The organism is Cupriavidus sp. 22TCCZM04-2 (genome assembly GCF_057798895.1).
In genome coordinates, this window is record NZ_JBYOJS010000004.1 from 370,199 (window position 1) to 386,623 (window position 16,425).

General features: G+C 66.7%; 17 protein-coding genes, 1 pseudogene and 2 riboswitches. Of the genes and pseudogenes, 4 read left to right on the forward strand and 14 right to left on the reverse strand.

Going from position 1 to position 16,425, the window contains the following annotated elements:
- The coding region (locus AC3FKG_RS09675) for a lytic transglycosylase domain-containing protein (protein ID WP_488742933.1) at positions 1-1,912 on the reverse strand (1,912 nt) is incomplete at its 3' end.
- Between the two features lie 112 nt (positions 1,913-2,024).
- On the opposite strand from AC3FKG_RS09675, the gene AC3FKG_RS09680 reads away from it, so the two are divergent.
- On the forward strand, positions 2,025-2,615 hold the full coding sequence (locus AC3FKG_RS09680; RefSeq protein ID WP_483710201.1) for a 5-formyltetrahydrofolate cyclo-ligase: 591 nt from the start codon (positions 2,025-2,027) through the stop codon (positions 2,613-2,615).
- Positions 2,616-2,659: 44 nt separating this feature from the next.
- On the opposite strand, the gene AC3FKG_RS09685 is transcribed toward AC3FKG_RS09680, so the two are convergent.
- The 6 genes and pseudogenes from AC3FKG_RS09685 to ahcY all read right to left on the reverse strand — a co-directional run bounded on the left by AC3FKG_RS09685 (position 2,660) and on the right by ahcY (position 6,509).
- Positions 2,660-3,403, reverse strand: coding sequence for a Mut7-C RNAse domain-containing protein (locus tag AC3FKG_RS09685; RefSeq protein ID WP_488742934.1), 744 nt, complete (start codon positions 3,401-3,403; stop codon positions 2,660-2,662).
- A 37-nt stretch (positions 3,404-3,440) separates the two neighbouring features.
- Positions 3,441-3,635 (reverse strand): annotated as a pseudogene (locus AC3FKG_RS09690) (TfoX/Sxy family protein); the annotation flags it as partial.
- A gap of 12 nt (positions 3,636-3,647) precedes the next feature.
- Positions 3,648-3,782 (reverse strand): TfoX/Sxy family protein, encoded by a 135-nt coding sequence (locus tag AC3FKG_RS09695; RefSeq protein ID WP_488742935.1) that lies wholly within the window; start codon positions 3,780-3,782, stop codon positions 3,648-3,650.
- Between the two features lie 2 nt (positions 3,783-3,784).
- Positions 3,785-4,615, reverse strand: coding sequence for a methylenetetrahydrofolate reductase [NAD(P)H] (metF, locus tag AC3FKG_RS09700; protein WP_488742936.1), 831 nt, complete (start codon positions 4,613-4,615; stop codon positions 3,785-3,787).
- Positions 4,616-4,676: 61 nt separating this feature from the next.
- Complete coding sequence (locus AC3FKG_RS09705) at positions 4,677-5,027, reverse strand: phage holin family protein (RefSeq protein WP_011296404.1); 351 nt, start codon at positions 5,025-5,027, stop codon at positions 4,677-4,679.
- 63 nt (positions 5,028-5,090) lie between these two features.
- The gene (gene ahcY / locus AC3FKG_RS09710; protein ID WP_488742937.1) at positions 5,091-6,509 is read right to left on the reverse strand and encodes an adenosylhomocysteinase; all 1,419 of its coding nucleotides are present in this window, start codon (positions 6,507-6,509) and stop codon (positions 5,091-5,093) included.
- Between the two features lie 141 nt (positions 6,510-6,650).
- A riboswitch (S-adenosyl-L-homocysteine riboswitch) is annotated at positions 6,651-6,732 on the reverse strand.
- A gap of 70 nt (positions 6,733-6,802) precedes the next feature.
- Between ahcY and thiD the strand changes: the two genes are divergently transcribed.
- Together thiD and AC3FKG_RS09720 are read left to right on the forward strand one after the other, a co-directional pair.
- The gene (gene thiD, locus AC3FKG_RS09715; RefSeq protein WP_488742938.1) at positions 6,803-7,639 is read left to right on the forward strand and encodes a bifunctional hydroxymethylpyrimidine kinase/phosphomethylpyrimidine kinase; all 837 of its coding nucleotides are present in this window, start codon (positions 6,803-6,805) and stop codon (positions 7,637-7,639) included.
- An 11-nt stretch (positions 7,640-7,650) separates the two neighbouring features.
- The gene (locus tag AC3FKG_RS09720) at positions 7,651-8,085 is read left to right on the forward strand and encodes a PGDYG domain-containing protein (RefSeq protein ID WP_488742939.1); all 435 of its coding nucleotides are present in this window, start codon (positions 7,651-7,653) and stop codon (positions 8,083-8,085) included.
- A gap of 1 nt (position 8,086) precedes the next feature.
- Here AC3FKG_RS09720 and AC3FKG_RS09725 read toward each other — a convergent pair whose 3' ends face one another.
- The 7 genes from AC3FKG_RS09725 to thiC form a co-directional block, all read right to left on the reverse strand.
- Positions 8,087-8,533, reverse strand: a complete 447-nt coding sequence (locus AC3FKG_RS09725) for a PaaI family thioesterase (RefSeq protein ID WP_483710194.1) — start codon at positions 8,531-8,533, stop codon at positions 8,087-8,089.
- A gap of 108 nt (positions 8,534-8,641) precedes the next feature.
- Complete coding sequence (gene relB / locus AC3FKG_RS09730; protein ID WP_488742940.1) at positions 8,642-8,866, reverse strand: type II toxin-antitoxin system RelB family antitoxin; 225 nt, start codon at positions 8,864-8,866, stop codon at positions 8,642-8,644.
- Between the two features lie 81 nt (positions 8,867-8,947).
- Complete coding sequence (locus tag AC3FKG_RS09735) at positions 8,948-10,084, reverse strand: thiamine phosphate synthase (RefSeq protein WP_488742941.1); 1,137 nt, start codon at positions 10,082-10,084, stop codon at positions 8,948-8,950.
- Entirely contained in the window at positions 10,081-10,917 is an 837-nt protein-coding gene (locus tag AC3FKG_RS09740) for a thiazole synthase (protein ID WP_483710191.1), read from the reverse strand. The genes AC3FKG_RS09735 and AC3FKG_RS09740 overlap by 4 nt, the downstream gene beginning before the upstream one ends.
- Positions 10,918-10,922: 5 nt before the next feature.
- The gene (gene thiS, locus AC3FKG_RS09745; protein WP_483710190.1) at positions 10,923-11,120 is read right to left on the reverse strand and encodes a sulfur carrier protein ThiS; all 198 of its coding nucleotides are present in this window, start codon (positions 11,118-11,120) and stop codon (positions 10,923-10,925) included.
- Between the two features lie 10 nt (positions 11,121-11,130).
- Positions 11,131-12,339: an FAD-dependent oxidoreductase gene (locus AC3FKG_RS09750; RefSeq protein ID WP_483710189.1), complete on the reverse strand. Its 1,209-nt coding sequence runs from the start codon at positions 12,337-12,339 to the stop codon at positions 11,131-11,133.
- 129 nt (positions 12,340-12,468) lie between these two features.
- Positions 12,469-14,349: a phosphomethylpyrimidine synthase ThiC gene (gene thiC / locus AC3FKG_RS09755; protein WP_483710188.1), complete on the reverse strand. Its 1,881-nt coding sequence runs from the start codon at positions 14,347-14,349 to the stop codon at positions 12,469-12,471.
- 100 nt (positions 14,350-14,449) lie between these two features.
- Positions 14,450-14,552: riboswitch (TPP riboswitch) on the reverse strand.
- Positions 14,553-14,751: 199 nt separating this feature from the next.
- Here thiC and AC3FKG_RS09760 point away from each other — a divergent pair.
- The gene (locus AC3FKG_RS09760; RefSeq protein ID WP_488742942.1) at positions 14,752-16,413 is read left to right on the forward strand and encodes an acyl-CoA dehydrogenase family protein; all 1,662 of its coding nucleotides are present in this window, start codon (positions 14,752-14,754) and stop codon (positions 16,411-16,413) included.
- The last annotated feature ends 12 nt before the right edge of the window (positions 16,414-16,425 follow it).

The window sequence follows — 16,425 nt, forward strand, 5'->3', positions numbered from 1 at the left end:
GGCGATACTTCAGCGACTGGGGCTGGCCACTCATCAATGCAGCATAGTACGTAGCGTTGGAAAGCACATTCTTCACGTATGTGCGCGTTTCGTTGAACGGAATGGTCTCGGCGAAGATGGCGCCTTCGACCGGGCGCGTCAGCGTGCTGCGCCAGGCCTTGGGCCGTCCCGGCCCGGCGTTGTAGGCCGCCGAGGCCAGCGTCCACGAGCTGTCCAGGTCGGTCAGCACCATGCTCAGGTAGTTGGTGCCGAGCACGATGTTGATGTTGGGATCCCCCATCATCGACGGCGAGAACTCCGCCATGCCGATCTTGCGCGCGACGTACTTGGCCGTGGCCGGCATCACCTGCATCAGGCCATGCGCACCGGCCGACGAGCGCGCGCTCATGATAAAGCGCGATTCCTGGCGGATCAGGCCATAGGCCCACGCCATGTCGAGGCCGACGTCGTCGGTGGCGCGCTGCATGAGCTCACGATACGGCATCGGGAAGCGCAGCGAGAAATCATGCTCGGCGCGCGTGCGGTCCGCGGTATTGACGGTGCGGTCCAGCAGCTCGATCCGGCGCGCATACTCGGCCGCGGCCAGCAGCTCGCGGTCGTTCATGCCACGCAGTTCCCAGTTCCATTCACGGGTACCCTCGAAGCGCAGGTTCAGGTTGTAGAACTTCTGCGCGCGCTGGAAGCCGGCGCGGCTGCGCATGGCCATGGCTTCGGCATCGGTCACCGTGGTGCGCACCGGCAACGTGATGCGGTTGCCCAGCTCTTCGGTGGCCAGCTGGCCGTAGAAGTTGAACTGGCCTGCGATCTGCTGGAACTGCTGCTGGGCCTCGGCATCGCGACCATCGGCCTTCAGCGAGCGGCCGTACCAGTAGGTCCAGGCCGGATCCTTGGCGCGCAGCTGGGGGCGCATCATTTCGATGGCCTGCCGCACCTGCTTCCAGTCGCCCTGGCGCAGCGCCGCACGCACGCGCCATTCCTGGGTTTCGTCGGACAACCACTGGTTGCCGCCCAGGTCCATCTGGCGGCGGTAGTAGCCGGCGGCGTCCGGCAAAAGCTTCTTGGCGGCGTACTGCCCCACCACGCCCCACGCCGCGCCCTGCTCGTCGCGCGACAGGGTGCCGGCGCTGGCGGTCAGGTAGGCCGCGGCCTGCGACGGGTCATTGCGCGCCATCTTGACGATGGTGGCCAGCATGTCGCTGTCCATGCGCGCATCGGGCACCGTGGCCGCGATCCTGGCGGCCAGCGAAACCAGGTTCTGTTCCAGCGCCTGGCGCGTCTGGAAAGCAACATCGCTGCGCTGGATCTGCTGGCTCTGCACCAGGTAGCTGATCAGGTCGACGCAGCCTTCGCCGTAGTAGCGCACATCGCTCAGCACGTTGCGCGTATCGGCCGCCACGTTCTGGCCCTTGAGCGCGCGCGACAGCAGCGCGTAGCACTCGACCTGCGTGTCGTCCTTGAGCACGAACTGCGGGTACTCCGCGTCGAAGTTGGCCCAGTCGCGCTTCTTGCCGAGCACCAGCAGCCAGTCGTTGCGCATGCGGTCGGCAATGGCTTCGCCCTTGTAGCGCTGCAGGAAGGCGCGCACCTGGTCATCAGGTGCATCGATGCGCGCCAGGCCGCTGCCGTCGAACATTTGCGGCTTGATGCGGAAGTACTCGACGTATGACGGAATCGGATAGTCCACCAGCGTCGCGGAGATCGCATAAGCGCGGTCCGCGTCGTTCTTGCGCGCCGCTTCGCGCAGCGCCGTGAACGCATCATCCGGGTCGGACGGGATGACCGGCGGCTGGGGCGCGCGCACGGCCGGTTGCTGCGGACGCTTCTGCGCCAGCACGGGGGTGGCAAGCAAGGCACACGCCACGGCGACCCATGCGGCCCGGCCGGCACGCCGCAGATATACTCCCTTCAGCATTCTTTGCTTCCTTGTTGTCGACGCGAGGCCGCGCCCGTCATGCCAGGCCTATCGCCACGCATGCGCGCCGCCGCCGTCAGTGTTGGTTTGTTCGCAGACATTATCCCACGCCATGTCAGCCACCCATACGCCTTCGCCGCCACCCGGCAACGGCGCCGAAGAAGATCGCCGCGCGCTGCGCACGCGCCTGCTCGCACAACGCGCGGCGGTGTCCGACCGCGCCAGCGCCGAGGCCAGCATCGCCGCCAGCCTGCTGCCTTTGCTCGAGCGGCTGGCGATCCGCTGCCTCGGTTTTTACTGGCCCATCCAGCAGGAATTCGATGCGCGCGCCGTCGTGACCCGGTGGCTCGCCGCGGACACCAGCCGCCATGCCGCGCTGCCGGCGGTCAGCCGCCCCGGCGTGCCGCTCGACTTCCATCTCTGGACCCCGCAGACCCCGATGGTCAAGGGGCACTACGGCATTCCGGTACCGGACGGCACCGACGCAGCCCAGCCCGATGCCTTGCTGATTCCTTGTGTCGGTTTCAGTGCCGACAAGTTCCGTCTCGGTTACGGCGGCGGCTTCTACGACCGCACGCTGGCCGCCATGCCGACGCCTCCAGTCGCCATCGGCATCGGCTTCGAGGCCTGCCGCATCGCCCTGCAGGCCCGGGAACATGATTTGCCGATGGATTGGATCGTCAGCGAAGCGGGCGTGTTCTGACGCCAGCACTAACCTAACGGTGAAACAGCGCGATGCTCTAGGACTCAGTTGGCTTGCACCAGCTCGTCCACGAGCATGCGCATGCAGCGCCAGTGCGAGCCTTCCCAGAACACGCGGCGGCACTGATCGCAGGTGACGAAGCGCTCATGGCGCTCCAGCACCGCCGGCGGCACGCGCCCCGCCACGGCCTCGCGCGCGACGTGCTGCAGCGGTACGTTGCAATCGAGGCAGAGCGAAAACGGCCGCGCGCTGCGGGCCAGGTCGAGCCGGCTGAAGATCTCGCGCACCTGAGGCGTGGACTTGATCGCGCGCACGTAGCAGCCATGGGTGATGCCGCGGCGCTTGAGCAGCTCGCGATCGCGCGTCAGCACGACACGGCCTTCCTGCGCGGCGATGCGCTCGATTTCGCTGTCTTCGAAGTGATTGTCGTAGAGGGTGTCGAAGCCCATCATGCGCAGCAGGTGCGCCAGGCCGCCCAGATGGGCGTCGGCCACGAAGCGGAGAATCCGCAAGGGATGCGCGCGTACCCGCAGCAGCGGGGAGACATCGAGGCATTCGAACTTGGGATAGACCGAGACGCGGTCGCCATCGCTCAGGATCCGCTCAAAGCCTGACGACTCACCGTTGACCAGGATGAGTTCGACCTCGGTATGCGGCACGCCCAGTGCCTCGATCATGTGCTTGACCGTGGCGGCGCGCGCGCATGGGCAGGACAGGTCACGCCCGCGCTGGTCCGGCGCAAGGAAGTCGTTCAGTTCCTCGTAGAAGCGGAAGGTGGCGGTGACCATGACACCGAGTATGACACCGATGGCACCGTGTCGGCACTCAGCCCTTCTGGTTCGCTAGGCGCAACGCCGCCTCCACCGCCATCTGCGCCCACGGCGTCATCGCCGCCCGCGATTCCAGGCATTCCGGCGGCAGCGTCAGATAGTGGCGCAACGTCACCTCGCCCCTTGACGAGACATAGCGGAACGCATGGCTGCCCTGAGCTTCAAAGCGCGCCAGCGTCTTGTCGTCGGCCTTGAGATAGCATTACATCAGCCCGTCGTAGAACAGGCCGTGGCCGCCGAACATGCGGCGCGCGGAGATCGCGCCGATGCGCGCCGCCAGCGGCCCCATCAGTTCGAGCAAGTGCTCGATGAAGGGATCGGGTCGGCGCGCGGCCACGCTCAGAGCTTCAGGCGCTGCCAGATCGCCTTGGTGGCGCCGGCGGCGTTGAGCGTATAGAAATGCAGGCCCGGCACGCCGCCCGCCAGCAGCCGTTCGCACAGCGCCGTGACCACGTCCAGTCCGAACGCGCGGATCGACTCGCGATCGTCGCCGAAGCCTTCGAGCCGCTTGGCCACCCAGCGCGGCACTTCGGAGCCGCACATCTCGGAGAAGCGCATCAGCTGCGAGTAGTTCGTGATCGGCATGATGCCCGGCACAATCGGCACGTCCACGCCCATCGCGCGCGCATCGTCGACGAAGCGGAAGTACGCGTCGGCGTTGAAGAAATATTGCGTGATGGCGGAGTTGGCGCCGGCCTTCACCTTGCGCACGAAGTTCTCCAGGTCATGGCGCGGCGACTTGGCCTGCGGATGGTATTCCGGGTAGGCCGCCACTTCGATCTGGAACCAGTCGCCAGTCTCGGCGCGGATGAACTCGACCAGCTCGTTGGCGTAGCGGAATTCGCCGATCTCGCCCATGCCCGACGGCATGTCGCCGCGCAGCGCGACGATATGGCGGATGCCGCCGTCGCGGTACTGCTGCAGGATCGTGCGGATGCTCTCGCGCGAGGACCCGACGCACGACAGGTGCGGCGCGGCCTCGATGCCTTCGCGCTGGATTTCCAGCACGGTGTCGAGCGTTCCCTGCTGCGTGGTGCCGCCGGCACCGAACGTCACCGAGATGTACTTCGGGTTCAGCGGAGCGAGCTGCGCGCGCGTATTGCGCAGCTTCTCGGCGCCCTCCGCCGTCTTGGGCGGGAAGAATTCAAAACTGTAGTAGCGGTCTTGCATGATAGTGGCGCGCCGCGTTGGCGCGGCGCGCTTGATAGGACCCCGCGGCAGTGCGTGGCCGTCAGGCCGCGCGTTCGCCCAGCAGCAGGCTGGACAGCAGCCACGAGATCACGCTGTACAGGATGGAGCCCAGCAGGGCCGCCCCGAAGCCGCCGACCGAGAAGCCCGACAGCAGGTTGCCGACGAACAGGAACAGCAGCGCGTTGATCACGAAGATGAAGAGCCCGAGCGTCAGCACCGTCACCGGCAGCGTCAGGATCACCAGGATCGGCCGGATCAGCGTATTGACCAGGCCCAGCACCAGCGCGGCCAGCATGGCCGAGCCAAAGCTCTTCAGATGGATCGACGGCAGGATGTACGGCAGCACGAACAGCGACACGGCGTTGATGATCCACACGATCAGCAGTCTCATGACGGCTCCTTGAAAGCGGTTTTTCCCCTCTCCCGCAAGCGGCAGAGGGGCCTTCCCTTCAGATCAATAGCGGTAGTGATCGGCCTTGTACGGGCCTTGCTTCTGCACGCCGATGTAGGCCGCCTGCTGCTCGGTCAGCTCGGTCAGCTGTGCATTCAGCTTCTTCAGCTGCAGGCGTGCCACCTTCTCGTCCAGGTGCTTGGGCAGCGTGTAGACGCCCACCGGGTACTTGCCGCTGTCGCGTTCCTGCCAGAGTTCGATCTGCGCGATGGTCTGGTTGGCGAACGAGCTGCTCATCACGTACGACGGGTGGCCCGTGGCGCAACCCAGGTTCACCAGGCGGCCCTTGGCCAGGATGATCAGCTTCTTGCCGTCGGGGAACTTGACGTGATCGACCTGCGGCTTGATCTCGTCCCATTCGTACTTCTCGATCGAAGCGATGTCGATCTCGTTGTCGAAGTGGCCGATGTTGCAGACGATGGCCTGGTCCTTCATTTTGGCCATGTGGTCATGCGTGATGACGTGGTAGTTGCCAGTGCAGGTGACGAAGATATCGCCGTGCTCGGCGGCGTAGTCCATGGTGACCACGCGGTAGCCTTCCATCGCGGCCTGCAGTGCGCAGATCGGGTCGATTTCGGTGACCCACACCTGGGCCGACAGCGCACGCAGTGCTTGTGCGCTGCCCTTGCCCACGTCGCCGTAGCCTGCGACCACGGCGACCTTGCCGGCGATCATCACGTCGGTGGCGCGCTTGATGCCGTCCACCAGCGATTCACGGCAGCCGTACAAATTGTCGAACTTGCTCTTGGTGACCGAGTCGTTGACGTTGATGGCCGGGAACTTCAGGTCGCCCTTCTGCGCCATCTGGTACAGGCGGTGCACGCCGGTGGTGGTTTCCTCGGTTACGCCGCGGATGGCGGCGAGGTTGCGGCTGTACCAGCTCGGATCCTTGGCCAGCTTTTCCTTGATCGCGGCGAACAGGAAGGTCTCTTCCTCGCTGCCCGGATTGGCGATCAGCGAAGCGTCCTTCTCGGCCTTGGCGCCCAGGTGCAGCAGCAGCGTGGCATCGCCGCCGTCGTCCAGGATCATGTTCGGGGTGCCGCCGTCGGCCCAGTCGAAAATGCGGTGCGTGAAATCCCAGTATTCCTTCAGCGACTCGCCCTTGAAGGCGAACACGGGGGTGCCACCCGCGGCGATCGCGGCGGCGGCGTGGTCCTGCGTCGAGAAGATGTTGCACGAAGCCCAGCGCACATCGGCGCCCAGTGCCGCCAGCGTTTCGATCAGCACGGCGGTCTGGATCGTCATGTGCAGCGAGCCGGCGATGCGCGCGCCCTTGAGCGGCTGCGCGGCGGCGAATTCGTCGCGGATCGCCATCAGGCCCGGCATTTCGGTTTCGGCGATGGCGATTTCCTTGCGGCCCCAGCCGGCCAGGCCGATGTCGGCCACGAGGTAATCTTGCTTGAGGTCGGTCACAGCGTTCATGTTTCACTCCCGGTGAAGAGTGGACGACGGTGACGGGCGGGAAATCAGGCCGCGCTTCCTGAAGGCACGAAACGCGATGCGTAACGTGCGCAACACCAATGAAGCGGGCGGATAGGTCGACTCGCCACCGTGCGAACCACGGATCAGCGAGCGCCGTTTGAGACAGTCCGAGCCTGGCGGAGGGCATGTTACGCCACGATCCGTTGCAACGCTCCTCGGAGTGGCGGTATTGTAGCCTGCCGGCGTGAACCCGTGCAAAATGCCGCCGGCTTTTTTCCGCTCACCTCTCTGACATGACCCCGACACCACCCCGCACCCTCACCATCGCAGGTTCCGACTCGGGCGGCGGCGCCGGCATCCAGGCCGACCTCAAGACCTTCTCCGCGCTGGGCTGCTTCGGCATGAGCGCCATCACCGCCATCACCGCGCAGAACACACTCGGTGTCAGCGGCGTGCATGCGATTCCCGCCGACATGGTGGCGGCACAGATCGACGCGGTGGCGAGCGATCTCGGCGTCGACGCGGCCAAGACCGGCATGCTGGGCACCGCCGCCATCGTCGAGGCCGTCGCCGCGGCGGCGGACCGCCACGGCATCCGCAAGCTGGTGGTCGACCCCGTGATGATTTCCACCTCCGGCGCGACGCTCTCCGATGACGCCACCAGCCAGGCCATGGTGCGCCTGCTGTTTCCGCGCGCCGTGCTGGTGACGCCTAATCTGCCCGAAGCCTCCTATCTGCTCGGCCGCACCATCACGCGCCGCGCAGAGATGGAGCAGGCCGCCGCCGACCTGATCGCAATGGGCTGTCCCGCGGTGCTGCTCAAGGGCGGCCACCTCGACGATGATGGCCCGGCCAGCACGAACGGCGCACTGGACGACCTGCTGATGCTGCCCGACGGCACCGTGCGCGTATTCACGCACCCTCGCATCGACACGAAGAACCTGCACGGCACCGGCTGCACGCTGGCTGCCGCCATCGCTGCGCAACTGGCGCGTGGCGACACACTGGAAGACGCGGCGGGCAAGGGACTGGACTATGTGGCGCGGGCGATTGCCGCCGGCGCCGGCCTGAGACTGGGCGCGGGCAATGGCCCGCTCAACCACGCCTTCGCACCGCGCGTGCTGGGCTGAACGGAGACGATATGCAGCCACTGAACGACATCGACCTGCGCGAAGACTCCGCTGCCGCGCGCTACGTCAAGGAAGAGCAGGTACAGGTGATGTTTGCCGCAAAGGCCGGCGAGCTGGAGAGCCGCGAAGGTCCCAACCGCTACCGCGTCGGCGACGCCATTGTCACCGGCGCGACCGGCGACCGCTGGGTCGTCTCGCGCGAGCGCTTTGATCCGAAGTACGTGGCCCTGGAGCCCTCGGCACACGGCGAGGACGGCCCCTACCGCAACAAGCCGGTGCCCGTGCTGGCGCGGCGCATGGAAGAGGCCTTCAGCATCGCCCGCTCCGATGGCGGGGATGTATTGCGCGGCAAGCCGGGCGACTGGCTGATGCAATACGCGCCTGGCGACTACGGCATCACCGAGCAGGCGCGTTTTGCGGCGGTGTACCGCCGCCTGCCGGACTGAATCAGTTGCCGCCGCTGGACAGCGGCACCAGCTTGAACGCGGCGCGTGCGACGCAAACCACCGTGCCCGAGGCGTCCTTGACCTCGCCCTCGCAGAAGGCGATGCGGGCGCCCCGGCGCATGCAGCGGGCTTCGAGCGTCAGCTCGCCGCGCGCCGCTGCCAGGAAATGTGTGGACATATCGATCGTGATCACGCCGGTTTCCGTGGGCGCGTGCGAACGCGCCGCGCCGCTCAGCGTGAAGTCCAGCGTGGCCATCAGCGTCCCGCCGTGCACGTCGCCGCGGCTGTTCACGAGCTGCGGGTGCGCGGGCAGGCGCGTGCGGCAATAGTCCGCTTCGATCAACTCCGGCTGCAGGCCGAAATAGCGCATCAGCGGGACGTCGATGCCGAAGTAGGGCTTTTCAGACGTGCCGGGGGCGGCGGGGACGATTTCGATCGGGCTGGACATGGTGGGAAACGCTGGATGATTGGCCGGGGATGCAGCACGACATGATAGCGGCGGGGTCGGATTCGGCTCCCGTGGCTGGGCGAATGTCGCACAAATCTTGGCCTGACTTCAATCTGCGAGGCCAAGCCGATCCTCAAGCTCATCAAGCGTTACTGTGGACTCGCTCCCCGCGCGGACACGTCGGGCAGTATTGTCTGCCCGATGCAGATCTTCGAGATATTTCAAGTGCCGCATGATGGCTTCGCGTGCATGGGACGTCTTCGTGCGACTTGTCCGCTTGGCTAAGGCTTCCAGGCGTTCCTCAATGTCGGCAGGTAATCGGATGGCAAGCATGACGGGCTGCAGCTCTGCTACGCAAACATAGCGAGCATGGTATCCCGTCAAAGCTCGGGCTGCCTCGCTACCGTATGAGGCTTAGCCAGTGGGAAACAGGTTGACCAGATGCGCCACGGCTGCCGGAACGTCGTCGGCCTCCGTGATGGCCCGCACGACGGCAGCGCTGCCGACGCCGACCGCTAGCACCTGGCTCATGTTCGAAGCATTAACACCGCCGATTCCCACCAGCGACGGAATCACCGGCTGCATCAGCTTCACATATGCCTGGAAGCGACCCATCCCTTGCGGCGCCGTCGGCATGACCTTGGTGGTAGTCGGGAAGATCGCGCCGAGCGCGAGATAGCTCGGCCGGATCGCCGCGACGCGCACCATCTCCGCATAACCGTGCGTGGACACGCCCAAACGCAGGCCTGAGGCCCGCAGGGCGTCGAGATCGGCCTCGTCCAGGTCTTCCTGGCCAAGGTGGATGCCATAGATACCGCTGTCGCCACCGCTGGCGGCATGCAGTTCAACAGCAATCTGCCAGTGGTCATTGATAAACAACCGCGACTGCGACCCCTTCGCGGCCTGCGCTGCACGCGCGACTTCCGCACGCACAGCGGCAGGATCCTCCGACTTGAAACGCAACTGCACCGTGGGCACGCCCAGCGGCACCAGCTTCTCGATCCATTCGGCGCTAGGCACCACGGCGTAAAGGCCGAGCGCCGGCGGGCACGGCGCAAAAGCCGGCACGGCGGCTTCCGGCGCCACCAGCGCGGCATGGCGCACACGCGGGAAGCGATCGAACTCCGTCGGCCATTCGGCCGAGCCCGGACGCCACGCACGTGCCAGGCACAGCGCGTCATGCGCGGGGAAATGCAGCGACAGGCTGGCCAGCAGCACCGCGACGAATGCCGGCGAGTGCGCATGATCATCATCCGCGCGAGCGGAAAGTACCCACGTGCCCATCGGCGAGCGCACGGTATCGATCCACTGTCCGCCTTCGCGGTCGGTTTCGATCAGCGTGGCGCCAGCCTCGGCCACGCGTGCGATCACGTCGGCATCGGCCTCGCCATCGGACAACAGCACATCGTGCGCCCCCGGGCTGGCAGGCGCGTCAGCGAGCCGCCATGCCTGCCACGGGTGATCGGACACGCCAAACGTTTCGCCGTAGTGTTCCAGCACGGCCTGGCGCAGCGGGCCGTCGCTTGCAGCATGGATCGCGTGGCGGGTCATGCGCGATGCTCCGCGCCCTCGGCGTGCCAGAACGGCATGCCGACCACCGGGGTGCTGGCCTGCGCGACTTCGCGCTCTGGCATCGGCCCCGCCAGGTAGGCGGTGCGGCCCGCTTCCACGGCCTGCGCGAACGCGCGTGCCATGTTGACCGGATAGGCGGCCTGCGCCACGGCGGTATTCAGCAGCACGCCGTCATAGCCCCACTCGAGCACCTGCGCGGCGTGCGACGGCAGGCCCAGGCCCGCGTCGACGATCAGCGGCGTGTCCGGCAGGCGCTCGCGCAGCACGCGCATCGCATGCGGGTTGACGGCGCCGCGGCCGGTGCCGATCGGCGCGGCCCACGGCATCAGCGCCTGGCAACCGACGTCGAGCAGGCGGCGGCACAGCACCAGGTCTTCCGTGCAGTACGGCAGCACCTTGAAGCCTTCCTTGATCAGCGTTTCCGCCACGGCGGGCAGGTTCAGCGTGTCGGGCTGCAGCGTGTAGTCATCGCCGATCAGCTCCAGCTTGATCCAGTCGGTCTCGAACACCTCGCGCGCCATCATGGCGGTGGTGATGACTTCTTGCGGCGCAAAGCAGCCGGCGGTGTTGGGCAGCACGGGCACGCCCAGCGCCTTGAGCATCTGCCAGAAGGCCTGGCCGCCCTCGCCTTCGCCCACGGCGCCCTGACGGCGCAGCGCCACGGTCACCATGGCCGGGCGCGAGATTTCCACGGCCGCCTGCAGCGTGGCCGGCGACGGATAACGGGCCGTGCCCAGCAGCAGGCGCGAGTCGAAGGACTCGCCATAAAGCACGAACGGGTCGCGCAAGGTTTCTGTCGGTTCGAATGTCATGAGGTTCAGCCTCCCGTCACGGGTTGGACGAGGTCGATGCGGTCGCCGGCCGCGAGGAGCGTGGCCGCGTGCGCCGCGCGCGGCACGAACTGGCCGTTGACCGCCGCGGCGAACGGCGGGGCAATGTTGGCCGCGACCACCGCGTCCGCCAGGGTGGCGGCGTCGGCAACAACGAGGGGGCGGCCATTCAGCAGGATATCCATGGGTTCAGCTTCAGTGCAGCAGGCCGGTGCGGCCCACGGGGGCCTCGGCGAGCGCGGGTGTTTCCGTCACGCCCTCGATCATGCCGGGCCAGCGCAGGGCGGCCGGCACCGCATGCGCGGCCGGGTCATCGTTGAGCAGCGCGTTCACCACCTCGCACGCCGCCTCGGTCACTGCCGGTGCGATCAGGAAACCGTGCCGGTACAGGCCGTTCACGCGCACCACGCGCGCCTGCTGGTCCACGCGGATCACGGGCAAGTGGTCGGGGCGCGTAGGGCGGCACTGCACGTTCAGTTCGAGCACGCGCGCCTCCCCAAATGCCGGATGCAGAGAATGCGCCGCCGACAGCAGCTCGAGCGCGGAACGCACGCTCATCGGCGAATCGTCCTCGCTTTCCAGCTCGGTGGCGCCGATCACATAGAGATCATTGGGCTTGGGTGCGATATAGATCGGGTAGCGTGGATGCAGCAGGCGCACCGGGCGGTGCAGCTTCACGTCGGGCGCATGCACGCGTACGACTTCGCCACGCAGCCCGCGCAGGCCAGGCAACGCGCCTCGACCGTCCTTGCCCGGCTCGGCGGGCCATGCGGCGCGCGCACCAAGGCCGCGGCAGTCGAGCACTACGCGTGCGCGAATGCCAAGCGATGGCAGCATAGCGACGTCTACATCTCCGGCTTCCCACACACAATGCACGCCGTCGCTGACCGCGCACGACAGCAGCGCGCGCAGCGCCCCACGATTGTCGAGCTGGCCTTCGCCGGACAGCAGCAAGCCTTGCGGAAAACGTCCTGCCAGCGCGGGCTCGACCTCGGCCACGCCCTTGCCGTCCAGCACGCGCATGCGCTGCGCCACCAGTTCCGGAGGCGATACGGCACGCACCCTGCTCGTGAACAGGGACATTTCGCCACGGTCGCGTGCATGCCATACCACGAGCGTACCGTCCTCCTGGAAGAACACGGGCTCCCGCAACTGCATGACCCAGGCGCGCCAGAGGCCGACGCTGGCAATGCCGAGGTCGACGATACGGCGCTCCGCGATGGCCGACTCTGCAAGCGGCGCCAGCATGGCGGCCGCAACGTGCGCGGCGGAGCCCGAACCGTCGGGGCTGCCACGCTCGACCAGCGCCACGCGCGCGCCCTGGCGCTCGAGAAGCCAGGCGGCCAGCCGCCCGGCCAGGCCGGCACCAAGGATGGCGACATCAAAGGACTGCACTGCTGTCATGGATGTGTGCCGGCTACCTGCGCAATCGACGCGGCTTCCGGCCTCCTTTTACGGATAGCCCGCCGCGCGGGGCGCTGCGCGACAGGCGGAACGAACGGGGGCACGGTTGCGAACCATGCCCGTACTGCCTTACGAGTAGATCTTGCTGCCCTTCTTCAGGAACTCGATCGACTTCTCCTCCATGCCCTGCTGCGCTTCCTTCGGCAACGAGGCCGCGTAGTCGCGCACTTCCTGCGTGATCTTCATCGAGCAGAACTTCGGCCCGCACATCGAGCAGAAGTGGGCGATTTTGGCGCCTTCGGCCGGCAGCGTGGCGTCGTGGTACGAACGCGCGCGTTCCGGATCGAGGCCGAGGTTGAACTGGTCTTCCCAGCGGAACTCGAAACGCGCCTTGGACAGCGCGTTGTCGCGCAGCTGCGCGCCGGGCCAGCCCTTGGCGAGGTCGGCGGCGTGGGCGGCGATCTTGTAGGTGATGATGCCCTCGCGCACGTCTTCCTTGTCCGGCAAGCCGAGGTGCTCCTTCGGCGTCACGTAGCACAGCATGGCGGTGCCCATCCAGCCGATATTGGCCGCGCCGATACCGCTGGTGATGTGGTCGTAGCCCGGGGCAATGTCGGTCACGAGCGGTCCGAGCGTGTAGAACGGCGCTTCATAGCAGTGCTTCAGCTCTTCATCCATATTGGCCTGGATGCGCTGCAGCGGCACGTGGCCCGGGCCTTCGATCATGACCTGCACGTCGTGCTTCCATGCCTTGGCGGTCAGCTCGCCGAGCGTGCGCAACTCGCCGAACTGCGCGTCGTCGTTCGAGTCCGCGATGCAGCCCGGACGCAGGCCGTCGCCGAGGCTGAACGACACGTCGTAGGCCTTCATGATTTCGCAGATCTCGTCGAAGTGCGTGTACAGGAAGTTTTCCTTGTGATGCGCCAGGCACCACTTGGCCATGATCGAGCCACCGCGCGAGACGATGCCCGTCACGCGGTCCGCCGTCAGCGGCACGTAGCGCAGCAGCACGCCGGCGTGGATCGTGAAGTAGTCCACGCCCTGCTCGGCCTGCTCGATCAGCGTGTCGCGGAACATCTCCCAGGTCAGGTCCTCTGCGATGCCACCGGTCTTGTCCAGCGCCTGGTAGATCGGCACCGTGCCGATGGGCACCGGCGAGTTGCGCAGGATCCATTCACGCGTTTCGTGGATGTGCTTGCCGGTCGACAGGTCCATGATGGTGTCGGCGCCCCAGCGGATCGACCACACCATCTTTTCCACTTCCTCGGCCAGCGACGAGGTCACCGCGGAGTTGCCCAGGTTGCCGTTGATCTTGACGCGGAAATTGCGCCCGATCGCCATCGGCTCCAGCTCGGTGTGGTTGATGTTGGCGGGAATGATCGCGCGGCCCGTGGCGATTTCGTTGCGCACGAATTCCGGCGTGATGTCTTCCGGACGCAGCGGCAGTCCCGCGCCCAGCGCGTTGCCCGGGTGCTGGCGCAGCAGGGCCTTGTATTCCGGCTTGTCATACAGCGCCTGCAGGTTCAGCGACTCGCGCAGCGCCACGTATTCCATTTCCGGCGTGATGATGCCCTTGCGCGCATAGTGCATCTGCGACACATTGGCGCCGGCCTTGGCGCGGCGCGGGTTGGTCAGCTGGGCAAAGCGCAGGTGCGCGGTGGCGGGGTCGTTGGCGCGGTCGCGGCCGTATTCCGACGAAAGACCCTTGAGAATTTCAGTGTCGCCGCGCTCGTCGATCCACTTCGCGCGCAGCGCCGGCAGGCCGGCCTTCAGGTCGATATGCACGTCCGGGTCGCTGTAGGGGCCCGACGTGTCGTAGACGGGGATCGGCGGGTTGGGCATATCGCCCTTCTCGGTCCGCGTGGACGTTTGCAGGATGGTACGCAGCGGCACGCGGATATCCGGGCGGCTGCCGGTCAGGTAGGTCTTGCTGGAAGCCGGGTAGGCGAATTTCTGGTCGAGATCGCTTTCGAGCGATTCGAAGGAAGCAGCGGGGGCAGTACGGGCCATGGGTGTCGTCCTCTCTCTTGCGGGGTGGACGAAACCAGGAGCCCTGTGAGCGCCGCCGGGGCCTGAGGCCTGGAGGCGAGTCCCGGAGGGACAAGAGCGTTTGGTCTTGCTAGAAACTTCCCACGCCGGCATTAACCGGATCGGGTTCGAAGGGACTCTCTCAGCTCGCACGGCCCATCCGTACGGCACCCCTGTTTCATCCAACGGGGTGAATTTAAGCACAAGCCCCCGGCCGGCGCCAGTGCCAGTTCCCACTCATTCGTGGTGCCACAGCTGTGCGCAGGAGTATCGAATTGCCGATGTTGCGCCGCAAGAATCGACAACAGGGGCACAACGGCGCACTCTTGTGGCGGCTACGTGCCCTACCATGCAATCAAATGGCCAGCTGACCCAGGAGACATCATGACCGACGCCGCCACGCATCGCGTCTTCAACCAGGTGCCGGATCTCGCGCACTACAACCTCTTTGGCTGCGATCCAATCGTCAGCGACGCGCTGGAGCGCCTTGGCGGCGGCTGGCATGCCGCAGCGCTGGCCGGCTATGGCGCACGCCTGGGCGAGCCCGAGGTGCAGGGCTGGGCCGCCGACGCCAACCGGTACGCGCCCGAACTGCATACGCACAGCCGCACCGGCGAGCGCATCGACCAGGTCACTTTCCACCCGAGCTGGCATGCGCTGCTGTCGCTGCTGCGCACCCAGCAACTGCAGGCGCTGCCGTTTGCCGAACCGCGCGAGGGCGCATGGATAGCGCGCACGGCGGGCTATTTCCTGCAGGCCCAGGTCGAGTCAGGATCGCTGTGCCCGACCACGATGACGTTCGCAAGCATTCCCGTGTTGCGCAAGGAAACCGCGCTGTTCGCCGAGCTCGAACCGCGCCTGTATGCGAAGGACCATGATGCGCGCGACCTGCCCTGGCGCGACAAGACCGCGATCATGATCGGCATGGGCATGACCGAAAAGCAGGGCGGCTCCGACGTGCGCGCCAATTCCACCGTGGCCCGCCCCGTGCGCGGCGAAGGCCGTGGCGCCGAATACCTCCTGACCGGCCACAAGTGGTTCTTCTCGGCGCCGATGTGCGATGCGCACCTTGTGGTCGCGCGCATGGGCGCCGAAGACGGGCCGCTGTCCTGCTTCTTCGTGCCGCGCTTTCGCGACGACGGCAGCAAGAACCCGATCCTGATCCAGCGCCTGAAGGACAAGCTCGGCAACCGCTCCAACAGCAGCAGCGAAGTCGAGTTCCGCGAGGCCACCGGCATCCTGATCGGCGAGGAAGGGCGCGGCATCCCGACCATCATCGAGATGGCGACCAGCACGCGGCTCGACTGCGTGATCGGCAGCGCCGCGATCCTGCGCGCCGCCTATGTCCAGGCCCTGCACCACACGCGCCACCGCAGCGCCTTCGGCCGCCTGCTGGCCGACCAGCCGCTGATGCGCAACGTGCTGGCCGACCTGGCGCTCGAAAGCGAGGCCGCCACGCTCCTGATGATGGAACTGGCCCATGCCTTCGAGCACGCCGACAGCGACCCGCTTGCCGCCGCGTGGAAACGCGTGGTGACGCCCGCAGCCAAGTTCTGGATCTGCAAGCGCGCGATCGAGGCCACGGGCGAAGCCATGGAAGTCTGGGGCGGCAACGGCTATGTCGAGGACGGCCCGATGGCGCGCCTCTATCGCGAAGCGCCGGTGAATTCGATCTGGGAAGGCTCGGGCAACATCATGTGCCTGGACGTGCTGCGCGCGATCCAGCGCACGCCCGATGACGCGGCGCTGCTGCTGCAGGACCTGTCGCGCCGCGCCACGTCCCACCCGGCCGTGCGCGCGGAGCTGGGTTCGCTCCAGGCCATGCTACGCCAGCCGGCGGAACAACTGGAAGCGAATGCCCGCCGCTTTGCACAGGGACTGGTGCTGACCGCACAGGCCGCCTTGATGCTCGAACATGCCGACGCCGAAAACGCCGAAGCCTTTGTCGCGAGCCGGCTGGGCCGGCAGCATGGGCGCGTGTTCGGCACGCTCGACCTGGAAGCCGAAACCCTGAAGCGGGTGTTCGAGCGCGGCTGGAGCGCCTGAAGCCGGTACCGC